Source organism: Paenibacillus sp. FSL K6-2862 (genome assembly GCF_038005125.1).
In the GTDB taxonomy this organism is placed as follows: Bacteria; Bacillota; Bacilli; order Paenibacillales; family Paenibacillaceae; genus Paenibacillus; species Paenibacillus illinoisensis_A.
The window spans coordinates 5,376,749-5,393,410 of record NZ_JBBOSN010000001.1; the positions used below are offsets into that span (position 1 = coordinate 5,376,749).

Here is a 16,662-nt window from a genome sequence, read left to right on the forward strand (position 1 = left end):
AACGGCGCCAACACATAATGTGCAGCACCGCTTCTTTCCAAATCAACATAACGGTTTGGTTTACCTAAACCGCGTAAATCCACTTTTCCAAGACTACTCAGTGGATGAGGTTGAATCTTCACTTCCAGTTCCTGCATCGTCAGCTGCCTTCACCGTATCGGGAAACTTCTCCGCATCCTGCAAGGCATCCGCCTGAAGGGAATATGCCCACTGACCATCTGGTGTAATCACGTAGATGATACCGGGTTCCGATGCAACGGTAAGCCCCCGGTACACGTCGGTTACATTCTCTCCATTTACTTTCTGCTCAACGGAAAGAGTGAATCGTGGTACAGCATCCTTGAGCTCGGAAGCTTTACGGACTTCGTCTGCAGTGGAAAGATTTTTTATTTTGCCGATGAGAGATACGGCTTCCGTGGATTCAACCGTCTCACCATTGAGCGTCCATGTCCGATCGGCCGCACCGTCTTCCGAAGCCGACTTCAGTACCCAGGTCGCTGCTTCTCCTTCCCAGTCCAGAGAAGCCACATTCGTATCATCGAGATTAAACGGTGTTGTATCGAGTAGATCATGCCTTGTCAGCTCCACATTGCTGATCGACTCAGACTTTACAGCAACAACAGGCCCGGAATTCACCTGCACATAACGGGCATCATCTGCCGGAAGCTGTCCGCCGATCTTTAATGTGATGTCACGGCTGTCCTTGGTTTTGATATCCAGACGGGAAGCAGTCGAACCCAATCCATACTTCTCCAGATCGGTCGGCGTCTCTTCCACAACCAATTCCTGTTCTGCTCCGCTTAGCGCATCAAGCCAGCTGCTGATGGTATAACCGTTAAGCGGATACGCCTTGGGTTCCACCATGCTCCATACGCCGTCTTTCAGCTCCAATTGGGCAGATGAAGAGGATGAATCCTCTGCTTCGGTCTTACCTGTACTAAGGTCATGAATGGTAATTGACTGGATATCATCAGACTGAATGCCAAGCAGCTGGACCTTCACCGCTTCTTCTTCGCGAAAATAATTCTGATTGGCCGCATAAATCCAGCCCACAATCAGTACCAACACGACCAGAATCGTCGGAATCCATTTCTTCATACGCGTCTGCGCCTCCACCATAAGAATACACCTATGATAACAAAGATAAGCGGGAAACCCACAATCGCAACGAAGAAAATCGTTCTGGCCTGCTCACCATTCAGGTAAGCCACTTCATAACCAGCCTGCACCCGCGGGCGAATGGTTAACCCGTCCTCTTTTTCACTTAAATAATTGAAGGTATTCAAAATGAAGTCACGGTTACCGCCATTCCCGATTTCCGAATCCTGCATGAAGATGGAAGATCCAAGGATCACAGCTTTCGGTTTGCCTTCGATCGTATCTGCTGCATATCCTAGCTCGACAGGTCCCTGGATATCCTGATCCGGATCATTCGCTGTTTCGTTTTGCAGCAAGCCTTCAATATTCGTCTCACCATAACTATCATTCGAAGATTGAATCAGTGGCGACAGTGTATATTTCTCCTGTTCCTTGCTTGTTAGGGCAATCGACAGGGATAACATCGGATACAACTGACTTGCGGACAGTTTATCTGTAATGGCATGTGTACCGTATTCGGGTACAACCCATAACGGGCCCATCGTGCTGGCCTGCTGGTTGTCCACCATTACGGCATGCTCATCAACCACACCATAATCCGCCATGAGCGTATCAATATTTTTCCAACTCGATTTCATATCCTCCACAAAACCGAGGGACAACATCAGCTTGCCACCATTGCTCAGATAGGTTCGAATGGCTTTTAATTCAGCATCACTAAGATCACGCTGCGGGCCAATGATCGCAAGTACGTCCGCATCTTCGGGAACCACTCCGGCCTGATTGAGCTGCAGTTCTTCTGTTGTAATATTGTTTTGCTCCAGGGACGAACGAAGCGTGGTCAACTGATCCAGGCCAAGCTCCTCATGCCCTGTAAGGAATACCATTTTCTTCATTTCGGTGGAAGACAGATTCATCAGAGCCTGTGTTAATTTTTCCTCCCCCGTGAATTGGTATGACCCATCACTGCCATCCCCTACTGCTGTAAACAGACTGGCGATATCAATAACTTTATATTGATCCCCCTGCTCCAGGACGATGGAACTGCCTGTGATGCCGTATTTCGAGGCCAGCGTCGGTTCCTGTGTCAGATTATACTGTTCCATCTTCAGCTTGCTGTTTCGCTTGGTATACTCTTGAACCATGTCCGTCACTTCGCGATTCAAGACGGTATTGTTGGCGTTCTCCACCGTTAATACCTTAATGCTAACGTCATCCTTTACATTTTTGATCGCGGTCAGTGACTGGTCCGATAAGGTGTAATGTTTGTTTGCCGTCAGATCCAGCTGGAATCCGCCAAGCGAATTCAGAAACAGCGTAAGCAAAATGAAAATGCCGATGACCGCTACAGACAGCACCGTACTATTCGTATGACTTAACCATTTTTTCATCTTCTCACCTCCACCGCTTCCGTTCCACGATTTGAATGCTCAGTAGCAGAAATACGCCCGATAGCGTCACATAATACAAGATATCCGGTCCACTGAGCACACCCTTCATGAAGCTGTCAAAACGGTTTGTCAGCGCAAATGGATCAAGCCATTTCTGCAGAGCAGAACCGGTATTACCTGCAAATGAATCAAGCATCCACAATACGAGCAAAATAATAAAACCAGCCACTGCAGACACCATCTGATGCTGAGATAACGTAGAAGCAAACAATCCGATCGCCATCATACTGCCGCCCAGGAAGAAGAGTCCCAGCGCCGACAGCCAAACCGAAGTCACATCCAATGTTCCGAAGAACGACATGATGAACGGATAGACCAAACTGCACAGAATAAGCACGATCAGAATGGCCAGAGAGGCCAGATACTTACCAAATACGACTTCGGTTACCCGAGCCGGGGAGGTCAGCAGCAGCTCATCTGTACCCTGCCTGAATTCCTCTGCCACCAGTCTCATGGTTAATAAAGGCACCACAAACAGCAGCATGGATAAGGTATCACCGAGCACAAGGCGATAATCCACAATACTGGGCTGGTAATACACGAAACTGGAGTAAAACAATAAACTTGTCATCAGCACATAGACCGCGAAGGCGAAATAGGATGTGGGTGACAAAAAATACGCCTGAAGTTCCTTATTGCAAATAGCCATCATTCGTCTCATTTGGATTCCTCCTCTGTTGGCGAATCCGCAGAGTCTTCACGAACCGGGTCAGGCGTATCTTTATCCGGTGACTCATTGTCTAGTTCCGTTGTAGTCAGCTTCAGGAAGATCTGCTCCAGACTGAGATTTTCCTTCTTCATTTCCAGAATCGGCAGTCCCGCTCCGGATAAAAGATAAAACAGCTCTTCCCGGAAGTCATCGGATGACTCTCCGGTAAGCAGCATTTTGACCGTTTCCTGCTGATCTGTGCCGCCGTTTCCGTCTGAGGGTTGAATAACTTCCCTCCTCACCTTCTCCCAAGGTGTCAGCAAATGATGTAGTTGCTGCTCTGTTGCCTTGACTTCAATGGATACCTTAAACTGATCCCCCATCGAAGAACCAAAGTGCTGTGGTGAACCGTCAAGTACGAGCTGGCCCTGGTTAATAATCAACATCCGGTTACATAGCGCGCTGACTTCAGGCAGAATATGCGTACTGAGCAGCACCGTATGATTTTCACCGAGTTCCCGGATCAGATCACGAATCTCCATAATCTGATTGGGGTCCAGCCCTGATGTAGGTTCATCAAGGACGAGCAGATCAGGCTTGTGGATAATGGCTCCCGCAAGTCCCAGGCGCTGTTTATAACCTTTGGATAGTCCGCGCACCAGTTGTTTTTCCCGTTGCTGAAGCCCCAGCCTGCTGACCATCTCACTGATCCGCAGTTTAATCTCCCGTGCCGGAACATCCCTCAGGTTCGCCACGAATTTCAAATAGGACTGCACCGTCATGTCCGGATATAGCGGCGGTGTTTCAGGAAGATAACCGATTTTGGAACGAACAGCTCTTCCCTGATCATGCACAGATTGTCCATCAACCACAATCGAACCGGCGGTGGGTTGCAGGTAACCGGTGATCATCCGCATCGTTGTCGTTTTGCCGGCACCATTAGGCCCCAGAAAACCAACAATCTCACCGCGCTCCATTGTGAAATCCAGTTGATGCACGCCGCGCCGTCCATCATACACTTTGCTGACCTGTTTCACTTCGAGCACATTATTCATCCTTTCCCGTTAAAATACCCGTGTGCCATCAATCAATCCAGATGGTCTACACGGGAAGTTCCTTGTATCTTACGGGGTCTATCCTAAACCCAGCTTAATGACACTTAAAAGAAAGATTAAAAATATATGTCCAAAATGTGAACAACTTAGGTTTCACCCACACCCTGTGCATTGGGGAAACGTACCATACAGTACAGGAGTCAGCATTTTGCATAATTCGATTCCACTCGCTCCAAGGGACAATATTATAGACGAATAGGACCATTTCCATCTATATATTGAGGATTGGAAGTCGCTTATTGGATTTATGCAAAATGCTCAGGAGTATGAGTTCCTGCACAAAAGTCAGAGGGTGAACCGTGTGAAAGTATTATTCACGTTTTTTGTACCAAGCGGTGGCGTGGATACCTTGAACCGCTTGCGGACAGCCGTTCTGCAACGTCATGGCATTGAAGCGCATCTATTGTACCTTTATACAGGATCGGGTTTGCAGAACAGCACTGGTACTCCGGTCTTCACCGCGTCCAATGATGAAGAAATACGTTTTTTGATACACAGCCAGCATTATGACGCCATTATTGTGACTTCGGATATTTCCATGCCTGGTAGATTGAGAGGACTCGGCTATACAGGACGAATTATATTTGAAGCTCAGGGTCTCGGTACGAGAGATCAGGCACTGGAAACGATTCAGATGGCGATTCCTTACCTCCAGGCCCATTGTGACGCTGCTGTTCTGCCTCCTACCGATCACTTGCTGGATATGTTTATTCATATCTGCCCTTGGCTGCACCGGTTTGTTATCCCCAATATGCTGGACACCGATACGTTTGCTCCAGTTCCCGTAGACACTCCCCCCTACCCCGTTTTGGCTTGGGTCGGGAGGCTGGAACACAACAAAAACTGGAGAGAATACTTGAGCATATCCAGTAAGATCATCAAAAAAATTCCCGAAGCCAGACTTTGGCTGTTTCATGATCCAAGCTTGGCCAATCCTGAAGACGAAGTGATGTTCCGTCACATGTTGGCTGAATATGGCTTGGAGGACCGCATCGGCATCTTTGTCAATGTTCCTCACTCGCAGATGCCCACGTTCTACTCCATGATTGCTGCTTCTGGAGGAATCATGCTCTCGACATCCCTTCTTGAAGGCTTTGGTTATGCGGTTGCCGAAGCCATCAGCTGCGGCTGCCCGGTACTCAGCACCGATTCGGATGGTGTACGTTCGTTCATTACTCATAACAAGACAGGCAAATTCTATCCTTTGGGCAATGTAAATGCAGCAGTAGATGAAGCGGTCGAACTCATGCGTAACCAAAAATTGCGTAAATATATCCGTGAACAGGGCAGAGAGCATATGACCGCCTCATTCTCTCCGGATCGGTACGCTATTTCCTTCCGGGAAATGATGACAGCCCTGAGAATCTTCTCATGAGCAATGCAAAAAGGCAGTTCAGAACATATCTGAACTGCCTCGGATTAAAGAGATTAAGCACCTATTCATAAAATAGGATGATCCATTAGTGCCCCATCATCATGGCCGGATCCGGTTCATCCCCGGTCTGGAGCGTTTCTTCCTGCATTCGTTTTGGTTTACGGAGGATAAGACTCAGTAAACAACCGAACAATGCAATACATGCGGCCAGGAAAAACGTGTCGTTGAAACCAGACACGAGGCCCTTAATGACAGATCCAACGTCCGTTCCACTTGTATTGGTCGCAATTCGGGAAGTCAGGAAACCAGTCAAACCAGCAACCGCAAATGATACAACGACTTGTTGTGCAGCAGCGGTAAGCGGTGTGACCCGACCAACCAATTTGCGCGGAGCAGCGTTTAGCACATGCGTATTCAGTGGCATCATGGATAGACCCATACCGAGTCCCATCATCACGAGACTAAGAATAATCAGACCCAGACCCGTCTCGGATGTAATAGAAGACAGGATAAAGAGTGCCCCCGAGATGATACCCAGACCCACGAATGCGAGGGGTCTCGCCCCGATTTTATCAAACAAACGGCCACCAAGCGGCATGCCTACACCGGATGCTAAAGCTTGTGGTAGCAGGATTAACCCTGTTTCCAAAGCTGTGTAGCCTTTGATCTGCTGCAGGTAGAGCGGAATCAAAATCATGGCCCCAAACAAAGCAATTTGTGAAACCCATGCAAGAATAATACCACGTGTAAAATCGTAGGATTTGAAGACCCGTAGTTCCAGCAATGGATTTTGGTGACGCAGCTCCACAATGATGAAAAGGATCAACGCTACGCCTCCAACGATTACACCTGTCAGTGTTGAAGTGGACGTCCAACTTGTGCCACCCTCACTTACACCATAGGCGAGCATAGAGAATGCGATCGGTGCGAGAATCATGCCAAGCAGGTCAAGCGCGGGTGTTCTTCCACGGTCTGTATCAGGCAGAAATTTGATACATAGAATAAAAGCAGCAATACCTATTGGCAGATTGATCAGGAAGATCCAGTGCCAGCTGAGGGACTGAATAAACCAGCCAGACAATACCGGTCCCAGTGCAGGAGCCAGCAGCATTGGAATCCCGAGCATGCCCATGATGGAGCCCCTTCTTTCTGGTGGAGCCAGTCGAAAAACCATAGCCATCCCAATAGGAGCCACCATTCCTCCGCCAAGACCCTGGATAATCCGATACACAATCAATTGCTCGGGAGACTGTGCAATCGAGCATAATACCGATCCGAGGGTAAACATGGCTATGGTGAACAGAAATACTCTTTTGGCACCGAAACGATCCGTGAGCCATCCGGCTAATGGGATAACTGCCGACAAAGCCAAGGTATAGCCCGTTACGGTCCATTGGATTGTCTTCAGATCTGTCTCGAAGTACTGTACCAGATTCGGAATCGCGACGTTCACGACCGTACTATCCAGAATGACCATGATCATACCAACGATGATGGCTAAGAGCGGAAGAATAATTGTTCTGATCGAGAACTCCTCCGGATTCTGGTTAACTGCTGTTTGTTGTTTCATTGACCACTCTCTTTTCCGGCTTGGAGGAATTTCCCTCACGTACAGCCTTATAATCATGACTGATTCAAACATTTGTTTTAAACCGTCGTTTTAAACTTTTGTTTTAACCATGGTTTTATTTTAATGAAAATACCTTTGCTGTCAAGCTATTTTCTTATGTAAAATTCAGTATAAGCAAACACAAAAAAGGGAACAGGCTCTCTCCTGCTCCGCCGATTTGGCTAGTTTTCCAAATTGTATTTTGCCTAACTAATCTGACAACTTAATCATCTGGTGTTCAGAGAGCACACCCAATGTCTGTCCACAAGCACTTCTGCAATATACCCTAATCTCCAGATGATAGGGCCTGCTCTTATTGCTGATAATTCGCAGTTGCCACATATGAGGTGAAACGTTCAGGTCATGAATGATGTGATTACGGCTGCTACCGGTCGACTCTGCTCCAATATGAAAGATATGCCTGTACAGTTCTCCACTGGTTGGGCTGATCCCGCCGACATATACATCCGCTCCGTCGTCCCCTGCGAATGCAACCTCCACGTCGATATACTTTATCGGAACAGCCGTTTGAAGCATGCCCTCATGGATTTCCAATATATATGCACCCACACTTGTGCCTCCTTCTGCTGTGTACGACCTGGTAATAGTTTATGCTGCCCTGCATCCTATGCCAGTTGTATTCACCCATTTTTGACAGATGTACCTTCCTGCCCGGCCTTTGGCACGGCTTCTCTCATAGAATAGAAGGATAGCAGAACCGCCTGTGCAGGCCGTGACAAGGAGGTACTTATGAAAGTTCTGCTCGTTACCTACTGGGAGCTTACACAAATGGGAGGCATCTGGACCTATGTAAAACAGCTCGCCGACAGGTTGATGGCACTTGGCGTTGAAGTCGATATCATGGGAACGAATGGCGCGAAGAATGAAGTTTATATCCGTAACCTGAATCGGAACTTTTCCAAAGAAAACGTATCGCCTATGCTGCAAGCCAAGCTCAATCCGACAGATCTTCCACAATTTACAGCCGATCCTCTCCTCGCATATTACGAACTGAACCGATATGCATTTGAAATGGCTGCTGCCTGTCTGGGTGTAGAACAGTATGACATGATTCATGCACAAGATCCTGTGGCAGCCGTGGCGATGAAACGAATTCTGAAGAAGAACACCCCCATGGTAACCAGTTATCACGGAGCACTTGCACGCGAAACCTTTTATGATGAGCAAAAATCCAACCCGCAGCTTACGCTTCCAGCCTATTTGCAATCCAGACGCGGACGCTATTTCCTCTCACTGGAGCAGCGGAGCGCCGCACAATCCGAGCTTATTCTGGTATCCAGCCGCTGGATCAAAAGTACACTGACATCACTGCAGGTTCCTGAAGACAAATTCCGGCTGATCCCTTATGCTGTGGACCTTCCCGCTTACCGTTCCCAGGCATCCGTCCGGTTCCGACAGCGGCCCCCTGCAGGCAAGAAGGTCATTGCCTTCACAGGCAGACTGGAATTTATCAAAGGCGTTCATGTACTGATCAACGCTCTGGCCAGCCTAAAGCAACTTCGCTCTGATTGGGTCTGCTGGATTGCGGGAGAAGGGAATTTGATGGAAGACCTGCGTTCCCAGGCTAATGATCTTGGTGTTGGAGGAGATATCGTATTCTGGGGCAAATTGGACAACATCCCATCATTCCTGCGCCGTGCCGATATTTATGTACAGCCCAGCCTGCAGGACACGCAGCCCTTCTCGGTTACGGAAGCCCAGCTTGCCGGACTTCCTGTTATCGTAAGCGGCACGGCAGGCATGCCGGAGATGGTTGAGCCTGCTCATACCGGTTGGGTCGTTCCTCCGCAGGATGTGGACTCCCTGAGCGCACTATTGAACGCCCTGTTGCAGGATGACGCCACTCGTATGCGAGTCGGCGCACAGGCCAAGGCTTGGGCAGAGAAATACCGCTCCCTGGAGGAAATGGGAATGCGCACACTACAGGTATATCAGGAAGCAATTCAAAAAGGAGGACACCCGATATGACCCTGCTTGTACCGAGTGATTTATATAATGGCTGGTTTTCCGTCCCTGTCTCTACCCCCCACATTGAAGTGAATTACGAGATTATGAATGCCTTGGTAGAAACACTCCCCAAGGGGTATACCCTGCCTGATCCGGAAGCAATGGCTATTATGTGCTCTAATGATTAATCATATTGGGGATGCTGACCCTCTTGCTGCAAGAGGGTTATTTCCATTGAAAGACGATCTAAATCATGCAAAAAGCAAAAAGAGAGCATCCCCACTGGTCCACAACTCAGGAGAACCAGAAGAAATTCCCTCTCTTTTACGTGCTTTTTTACCTTTTATGTCCGAATGTACCCATGATTACTGCCAATAACCGCCGATCTGAAGCAGATTCAGCAAAATTGGCCGATGTTTGGCCTGAACCATTTCCATCTCGGCTTTTAATGCTTCAAAGTGTTTTTTGGTTCCCATTGAATCATGAACCCGGTAACACATCAAGGGCTCGTTGAAATAAAACAGCTCGTAGACCGGAAATAATCTCAGCCACATCTCATAGTCATGGGTATAGCGGAACTCGGTGTCAAACATGCCGAACTTCCGAAATGCATCCATCTCCAGCATCACGGTACAGCCGTTAATGGGACAGCCTTCGAGCAGCACCTGCAGCATCTCGAGACGGCTGCCTACTTCAGGCTGAACCGTATCCATCCATTCACTGTTTTCATTGACATAATGATAGGCCCCATGGCAGAAGGAAGCTTTTACCTTAAGCATGAATTCCAGCTGTTTCTCCACCCGATCCAGCAGCATTACGTCATCCGAGCTGAGCCAGACGAAATAGTCCCCCGACGCACGCTTGATCCCTTCATTCAGGGCTGTTGCCGTCCCCCCATTCTCCTTTCGAACATAGGTGATACGATCCGTAAATGGTTTCAACTTCTCCACATGCTGCGTAGAGCCGTCATCCACCACGATAACCTCGATATGAGGATATGTCTGGTTCAGAGCACTGTGAACAGCCTGCTCAATATAAGCACAGTTGTAAAACGGGATGACAATAGAAACTTTGGGTTCCATTCGGGCCTCCCCTTTCCTCGCCTCTCTATAAAACATCTACCCTTATCATATGATGGAACCGCCTCCGGTTCGCGGGCATCTGTGAGGGAAAGTTCATGAATTACGCATGAGCGGATACATAGAAAAGAGGGTATTATGGTATCTCGCTCCCATAACCCCTCAATCCCTTCATACGGTTCAACCACCCATGGCTGCAATTCGCTGCAGCAAAGGTTCACGATATCTGGACCAGACCATGGAAGCCTCCTTGCCAATTGTCTCCGCATGACGCACCGACCCCATCCCGCCGTGCCAGCGATATGCCGTAAGAGGTTCATTCAGGTATGGAAAACGATATCCATTCAGCAGGATACGCAGCCAGAGATCCAGATCATGCGTATATGGAAGCAGCTCATCGAAGAGACCTACGGCTCCGAACAGATCCTTGCGAATCATGACGGTACAACCATTGACAGGATTGCCACCCACGAAACGGCGCAGCCAGTCAACGTCGGCCATCGGTTCTGCTCCGCCATGCAGCTTGGTAACCGCCGAATGTTCATTGATGTAATGAAAGTTGGTATGTGAGGCAAGCACATTTTCCCGCTGCATGAACTCGACCTGATAACGTATTTTATCCGGATAGAGAAGATCATCCGAGCTTAGCCAGACCACATAATCACCCGAAGCATGACGAATGCCGTGATTAAGTGCCGAGGCTGTGCCGCCGTTGCTTTTGCCAAGCACATAGATATAAGGCAGGTAGGGCTGGAGAAGCTCCGCATGCCTTGTAGAGCCGTCGTCCACCACAATGATCTCCACGTTGGTATACGTCTGGTTTATCGCACTTTGGATCGCCTGCTGCACATAAGGGCAATTGTAGAATGGAATGACAACGGATACTTTTGGATTCATTTGGCCCCTCCCCCTTGCTTCCGAACATCGCTCAGAATATCCTGAAGGGATTGGGCAAATGGAATCTGAGGCTGCCATCCCAGTTTACGCAGCAGCGATAACTCCTCTTCCTTGCCAGCCCCATCTGGCCCTGAAGAGGCTCCGTCCCAGCGGACAGGCACTTCTGCCTCTGACATGGAGAGCAAGGTATCTGCGATTTCGCCCAGACTGCGCTCCGTCCCGGAAACCACCGGGTAGACAGTTCCCGTAGTTCCATGCACAAGTAGTGTGGCATAGGCTCTGACCGCATCCCGTACATCCAGGAAATCCCGTGTATTATCCCGCCCGGATAGACGGAAAGCTTCACGTTTGCCCTCTTGCTCACAGGCAACCACATGCCGTGCGAGCAGCGAACAGATGCCTGTAGAAGGACCGGCCCCGATCAAATTTCCGGGCTCAGCCAGCATGATCTGCTGCCCAAACAGGGACATCCATGACAATGACACCATCTCTTCCAGCGCTTTGCTGAGACTGTAAGGATGAGGAGGCTCTGGTTTTCGGCCTGGTTCGACGGTGTATTTCAACCGGGATCCCACGATGACTGTCCTTGCTGATGGACAGCTTCGAAGAGCATCCAGTAAATACAGGACAGCCATCACATTCGTTTCCAGTACAAGCAGCGGGTCCGACCAGGAGTCGGGGACTGAGTTTTTCCCTGCGAGATGCAGCGCGTAATCCGGCTGCACCTCATCAATCAGTTGACGCACCTGCTGTTTATCATTAAGATCACACACATGTACAGCTACGCCTTCGCCAAACGAATGCACGCCTGCTCGCCGCACCACGGCGGCAACCTTAGCACCGACGCTCTTAAAATAAGCTACAGCATGTCGTCCGGTAAAACCGGAGGCCCCTGTAATCAGTACGTTCTTGCCCGTTAGCTCTGCTCCATCCATAATGCCAGCTCCTTCAGCATCGTAGAATAATCCGGAAGGTCTGTCTTCACATCCTCGCGTGTGGAAACGAGGGTACGATCCTGCACAAGACTGTCATCAGGCACAATATTCACATCTTGCTTGTTCCAGGTCTGCTGGAAAAGAAGCAGCAGATCGTGCTTGCTAACCGGTTCAGGATGCGCCAGATGAATCAGGCCACTGACAGGTGACGCCAGATAATGATCCACCCATTTTGCCAGCTCCAGTGTAGTTACACCGTTCCAGAACACACGCGTATATCCACCCACTTCACCTGTGCGGGACATAAACCAATGCATCAGGCCGATGCCGCCCTTCCGGATTTCGGGCCCAATTATGGAGGTGCGGATCGTGAGGTGCCCTGGATCATGAACCTCACCCAGTGCCTTGGTAATCGCGTAGGATGATGTCCCATCCGTAACATCATTCTCCGTATAGGAACCACGATCCCCGCTGAAGACACAGTCCGTGCTGATATGAATGAGTCGGGCGCCAATGGTGTCGGCCACCCTCCGCAAACGATGCGGAAGGAAGCCGTTAATGTGATAAGCGGTAATTTTATCTTCATCTGCGAAGCTGTTCAGCACACCAACAGCATTAACGATAACGTCCGGGTGCACAGCCTCCACCAGACGATCCACCATATAGCTGTCATTTACATCCAGCAGCAGACCGTTCGGGTCAGACACATCCCGCGTGGTGTAGAAGACACTGTGCAGACCTTGACGGCGGAAATAGTCGACCATAACATGGCCGGCCATTCCGTTTCCCCCAAGTATCAGGAGCTTCATGACAGGAATCCTCCGCGTTTCAGAATGTCGCGAATCTCCTCTTTCGTCATCAGCTGATGTTCTGAACTGAAGCTGCTAAAGGAAACCGGAGGGCAGTTCGTGTAATGCTCACGCAATCCCGGGATGCCGAGTGTAGGGAGAATGACCAGATATTGTTCGTCATAAACAACCGTTGTCATGCTCTCGAATTCACTCATCAGAATTTCATGAATTTTCTCACCAGGCCGGGTACCACGTTCCACAATGGCCACGTTCTCTACGCCGGAATCCTCGATCAGCACTTCTGCAAGGTCCACAATTTTGCACGTAGGCATCGTCATGACAAAAATTTCCCCGCCTACACTCTCTACGGAAGCCTTGAACAGCAACGTGATGGCATCCTTCAGTGTGAGGAAGAAACGGGTCATATTCATATCCGTGATGGATACTTGACCTTTCTGACGAATCTGGTTCTTGAAGAGATGCACCACGCTGCCGTTGGTGCCAAGTACATTCCCGCCCCGTACAGTCACAAATCGGGTATTACTGTGCAGCAAATTCGCATATACAATTAATTTCTCGCCGATCGCCTTGGTCATGCCATAGAAATTAGATGGGTTGGCCGCCTTGTCAGTCGAGATATAAATGACCTTTTTAACATGGTTTTCGATGGCAGCCTCAATCACGTTCTGAGTACCAATCACGTTGGTTTTGAGCGCTTCATAAGGCTGATCTTCACATACCGGCACATGTTTGAGCGCCGCCAGATGGAATACATAGTCCACTTGCTGGCAAGCCGCCGTTAATGCTTCCTTGTCACGAATATCCCCAATTCGGAAGTGAAGGCGAGGATCCTCGAACTCGCGGCTCATGGCCACCTGGCTTGATTCATTCCGGGAGTAAACGATGATTTCCTTTGGGTTTTGAGGCAGCAGTTGAGCCACGAGTTCATACCCCCATGATCCAGTACCGCCTGTCACGAGTATACGTTTATTTTCAAACATGTATTTTCCCTCCAAGCAGAAATTTGACCACTTTACCGGATACATCTGTTGCCTTGTAACCTTGCGGGCATTCCCAGTCACTTGCCATCTCCGTCATGACCTTCACACATCCCGCAATGCGGGCTGCATCCAGACCGGAGACTACGTTGCTGCCGCAGTCCACCGTCTCCGGACGTTCGGTTGTCCGTCGCATGGTGACTGTGGGTACCCCCATGATGCAGCATTCTTCCTGAACGGTTCCGCTGTCCGTCAGTGCACAGCGTGCATGTCGTTCCAGCATGACGAAGTCAAAAAATCCGAACGGTTCGTGGAATTCCACAAGCGGATTCATCTCCAGCTGCAAATGTTCTGCGATACGGATGGCCGTTCGGGGATGGATGCTGCAGATCACCCGCAGGCCGTGTTCTTCCGCAACCTGGTTCAGTCCTTTCATGATCTCCAGCAGATGAGGCGGATGATCTACATTTTCTGCCCGGTGGGCGGTTACCAAAAAGTACTGCCCAGACTTCAGCTTGAGCTTTTTCAGTATTTTACTGGCGTTCACTTGGGCGTCATAATGACGCATGACTTCGTATATCGGATTGCCCGTGAGCACAATTCGCCGACTGGGCACACCTTCATTAACCAGGTGCTTCTTGCTCTGTTCGGTATAAGGCATGTTAATGGTCGATATGGCATCGATGACCTTTCGATTTTTCTCTTCGGGCACATCCAGATCGAAGCATCGATTGCCTGCCTCCATATGAACGACCGGAATCCCCATGCGTTCAGCCAGCACGGCACAGAGTGCACTGTTGGTATCACCCAGCAGCAGCACTTTGTCCGGCTTTTCCTGAAGCAGCAGATCTTCCATTTGAGTAAACATGGAGGATAGCTGACGGCCCAGCGAGGCAGCTTCGTCCTGAAGGACGTAGTCTGGCGCCCGCAGGCCCATTTCCTTGAAAAACTGACCGCTGAGACTTTCCGTGAAGTTCTGTCCTGTGTGCACAAGAATATGCTTGGACGCGTACTGGTCCAGCTTGGAAATGATCAGGCTGAGCCGGATAATCTCTGGTCTCGTGCCCAGCACCGTCATGATCTTCATCGTTATCCCGCCTTCATCGTGTATTGGAACCTTTCCGACGCGCCCGGCGCCTTGACCTGGCAGTCGTGCGCTTGCGAGCCGTTGGTTTCGCCCTGTACAGATGCTTTCTCTTTTGCTGAGCCGCTTTTCGGGTTCGCTTTTTTACCCCCGTTTTCCGTTTCCTGACCTTGCTCGCCGGACGCTTTTCAATCACATCAGCGGGAACAGGGTGGCCTACGGCAATCGGCGGAAGTGGAGAAAGTGGTAATGCCTGAATAACCGACAGCGGGAACAGAAGTGCTCTGACTGCCCCGGGGTCCAGAGCAAGTACGGTACGCAATCCGCCTTCTCCCCAGGTATACACCGGGCCATTCGGTGCCTGAATGTAAGGGAACCACCCAGGGTACCGCAGCAACCACTGTGTCACCATCGTATGCATGCCAGCTCTGTAGGTTTCAATTCCATACAATCGTTCCGCTTCTGCCCGGCCTTGCCATGCAATATCGGACGCCAGCTCCGTGTCATTCAGCAGTGTCGTCGCCAAGACGGCAAGTGCATTGCTGTCTCCGGGAGGAGCAAGAAATTGGCCGCTGCCGACTCCTTCCAGCAGCTCCGACAGACCGCCCTGGGCAAAAGCAATAACCGGTTTCGCAAAATAAACGCCCTCCAGCGCAGTCATGCCAAAGCCTTCCTTGACCATGCTCGGAATAACCACCATATCCATCGCTGTATAGGCAAGAGATACATTCTCTTCAAATGTCGTAAAGGTAAACCTGCGGGCATATCCTGATTTCTTCACCCGTGCTACGCATTCGTCATAGTACTTTTTGTCTGCTGGCGCACCAATGATCCAGTACCTGGCTTTTGAGTGGGTTTCGCAGAGCTGCAGAGCCATGTCAATAAAAGGTCTCAGGCCTTTGGCGTCATATATAAAAGAAGAGATATAGCCGATACAGACATGCGAGTTCCTGAAACCGAGCTCCTTGCGCTTGCGTTCACGCAAATGAAGCCAGCGGTCCGGGGCAGGCAGTGCCGGGTCCCAGGTTGGTGGAAGAACGGACAGCTTCCCGCTCAAGCCCGCATGTTTGAACGGGGCCGCAGCCGTCTCGGATATGCCGATAATCCAGTCCGAATATCGGTCTATCATCTGCACCGCTTCGTCTGTATGAGCATTGATCTGAATAATCTCCGTAATCTTCCAGATGACTGGAATCTGCAACGATTTGGCTGCAACGGCAGGCAGCACATTCACACAGGTATTCGTCAATACCAGCGCAGGAGAAGTTTCCCTGATGAGGGAAACCACGTCCTGATAAGCTGGTGTGTAGCGAAGCTGTTCTGCATCATTTGCAATGCCCTGGTAGGGTGTGTACACACCGTGAAGCATGGGCAGCGAGCATATCTTGACCTGAATGTCGAATCTTCGCGCAAGTCCGGCGAGCTTGCCTTCCTGTGGAGCAACAAGCACGCAGTCGAAGATGGAGCCCATTTCCCTCATAAAATGGAGCAAAAGTTTCTCTGCCCCCGTAATACTCCGGGTATTGCACACATGGGAAAACAACATGAGTTTCGGTTTAGTCGCCATGGCTGCACGGACCACTGCATGCATATCGCATGCAGGTCTGTGCACA

The 16,662-nt window shown here is 49.8% G+C and carries 17 protein-coding genes; 4 read left to right on the forward strand and 13 right to left on the reverse strand.

Annotated features, from left to right (window positions below; translation table 11 throughout):
- Positions 1-93 precede the first annotated feature (93 nt).
- From MHB82_RS24280 to MHB82_RS24295, 4 genes are read right to left on the reverse strand one after another with little or no spacing between them, the layout of a single operon-like run.
- Positions 94-1,098 (reverse strand): DUF4340 domain-containing protein, encoded by a 1,005-nt coding sequence (locus MHB82_RS24280; RefSeq protein WP_341176058.1) that lies wholly within the window; start codon positions 1,096-1,098, stop codon positions 94-96.
- A complete protein-coding gene (locus MHB82_RS24285) occupies positions 1,095-2,489 on the reverse strand; it encodes a GldG family protein (protein ID WP_341176059.1) in 1,395 nt (464 codons plus the stop codon). Before MHB82_RS24285 ends, MHB82_RS24280 begins: the two co-directional genes overlap by 4 nt.
- 4 nt (positions 2,490-2,493) lie before the next feature.
- Entirely contained in the window at positions 2,494-3,210 is a 717-nt protein-coding gene (locus MHB82_RS24290; RefSeq protein WP_341176060.1) for an ABC transporter permease subunit, read from the reverse strand.
- On the reverse strand, positions 3,207-4,244 hold the full coding sequence (locus MHB82_RS24295) for an ABC transporter ATP-binding protein (protein WP_341176690.1): 1,038 nt from the start codon (positions 4,242-4,244) through the stop codon (positions 3,207-3,209). The genes MHB82_RS24290 and MHB82_RS24295 overlap by 4 nt, the downstream gene beginning before the upstream one ends.
- A 316-nt stretch (positions 4,245-4,560) precedes the next feature.
- On the opposite strand from MHB82_RS24295, the gene MHB82_RS24300 reads away from it, so the two are divergent.
- Positions 4,561-5,688 carry a glycosyltransferase family 4 protein gene (locus MHB82_RS24300; RefSeq protein ID WP_341176061.1) on the forward strand — a complete coding sequence of 376 codons (1,128 nt, stop codon included), beginning with the start codon at positions 4,561-4,563 and terminating at the stop codon, positions 5,686-5,688.
- Positions 5,689-5,773: 85 nt separating this feature from the next.
- Here MHB82_RS24300 and MHB82_RS24305 read toward each other — a convergent pair whose 3' ends face one another.
- Positions 5,774-7,315 carry an MDR family MFS transporter gene (locus tag MHB82_RS24305; RefSeq protein WP_341176062.1) on the reverse strand — a complete coding sequence of 514 codons (1,542 nt, stop codon included), beginning with the start codon at positions 7,313-7,315 and terminating at the stop codon, positions 5,774-5,776.
- Positions 7,316-7,507: 192 nt separating this feature from the next.
- The gene (locus MHB82_RS24310; protein WP_341176063.1) at positions 7,508-7,867 is read right to left on the reverse strand and encodes a hypothetical protein; all 360 of its coding nucleotides are present in this window, start codon (positions 7,865-7,867) and stop codon (positions 7,508-7,510) included.
- 180 nt (positions 7,868-8,047) lie between these two features.
- Here MHB82_RS24310 and MHB82_RS24315 point away from each other — a divergent pair, with 180 nt between their 5' ends.
- The 3 genes from MHB82_RS24315 to MHB82_RS24325 are packed head-to-tail and all read left to right on the forward strand — an operon-like array spanning position 8,048 to position 9,643.
- Positions 8,048-9,286 (forward strand): glycosyltransferase family 4 protein, encoded by a 1,239-nt coding sequence (locus MHB82_RS24315; protein WP_341176064.1) that lies wholly within the window; start codon positions 8,048-8,050, stop codon positions 9,284-9,286.
- On the forward strand, positions 9,283-9,453 hold the full coding sequence (locus tag MHB82_RS24320) for a hypothetical protein (protein ID WP_167301708.1): 171 nt from the start codon (positions 9,283-9,285) through the stop codon (positions 9,451-9,453). The genes MHB82_RS24315 and MHB82_RS24320 overlap by 4 nt, the downstream gene beginning before the upstream one ends.
- Positions 9,446-9,643: a hypothetical protein gene (locus tag MHB82_RS24325; RefSeq protein WP_146239781.1), complete on the forward strand. Its 198-nt coding sequence runs from the start codon at positions 9,446-9,448 to the stop codon at positions 9,641-9,643. Before MHB82_RS24320 ends, MHB82_RS24325 begins: the two co-directional genes overlap by 8 nt.
- Here MHB82_RS24325 and MHB82_RS24330 read toward each other — a convergent pair.
- The 7 genes from MHB82_RS24330 to MHB82_RS24360 all read right to left on the reverse strand — a co-directional run bounded on the left by MHB82_RS24330 (position 9,631) and on the right by MHB82_RS24360 (position 16,661).
- Complete coding sequence (locus tag MHB82_RS24330) at positions 9,631-10,347, reverse strand: glycosyltransferase (RefSeq protein WP_095361351.1); 717 nt, start codon at positions 10,345-10,347, stop codon at positions 9,631-9,633. The genes MHB82_RS24325 and MHB82_RS24330 overlap by 13 nt on opposite strands.
- Positions 10,348-10,524: 177 nt before the next feature.
- Complete coding sequence (locus MHB82_RS24335) at positions 10,525-11,241, reverse strand: glycosyltransferase (protein WP_095361350.1); 717 nt, start codon at positions 11,239-11,241, stop codon at positions 10,525-10,527.
- Complete coding sequence (locus tag MHB82_RS24340) at positions 11,238-12,176, reverse strand: NAD-dependent epimerase/dehydratase family protein (RefSeq protein ID WP_153979826.1); 939 nt, start codon at positions 12,174-12,176, stop codon at positions 11,238-11,240. Before MHB82_RS24340 ends, MHB82_RS24335 begins: the two co-directional genes overlap by 4 nt.
- Complete coding sequence (locus MHB82_RS24345) at positions 12,158-12,985, reverse strand: dTDP-4-dehydrorhamnose reductase family protein (RefSeq protein WP_095291943.1); 828 nt, start codon at positions 12,983-12,985, stop codon at positions 12,158-12,160. Before MHB82_RS24345 ends, MHB82_RS24340 begins: the two co-directional genes overlap by 19 nt.
- Positions 12,982-13,968 carry a polysaccharide biosynthesis protein gene (locus MHB82_RS24350; RefSeq protein ID WP_341176065.1) on the reverse strand — a complete coding sequence of 329 codons (987 nt, stop codon included), beginning with the start codon at positions 13,966-13,968 and terminating at the stop codon, positions 12,982-12,984. Before MHB82_RS24350 ends, MHB82_RS24345 begins: the two co-directional genes overlap by 4 nt.
- A complete protein-coding gene (wecB, locus tag MHB82_RS24355; RefSeq protein WP_095291945.1) occupies positions 13,961-15,052 on the reverse strand; it encodes a non-hydrolyzing UDP-N-acetylglucosamine 2-epimerase in 1,092 nt (363 codons plus the stop codon). Before wecB ends, MHB82_RS24350 begins: the two co-directional genes overlap by 8 nt.
- 13 nt (positions 15,053-15,065) lie before the next feature.
- Entirely contained in the window at positions 15,066-16,661 is a 1,596-nt protein-coding gene (locus tag MHB82_RS24360; RefSeq protein ID WP_341176066.1) for a glycosyltransferase family 4 protein, read from the reverse strand.
- Between the last annotated feature and the right edge of the window lies 1 nt (position 16,662).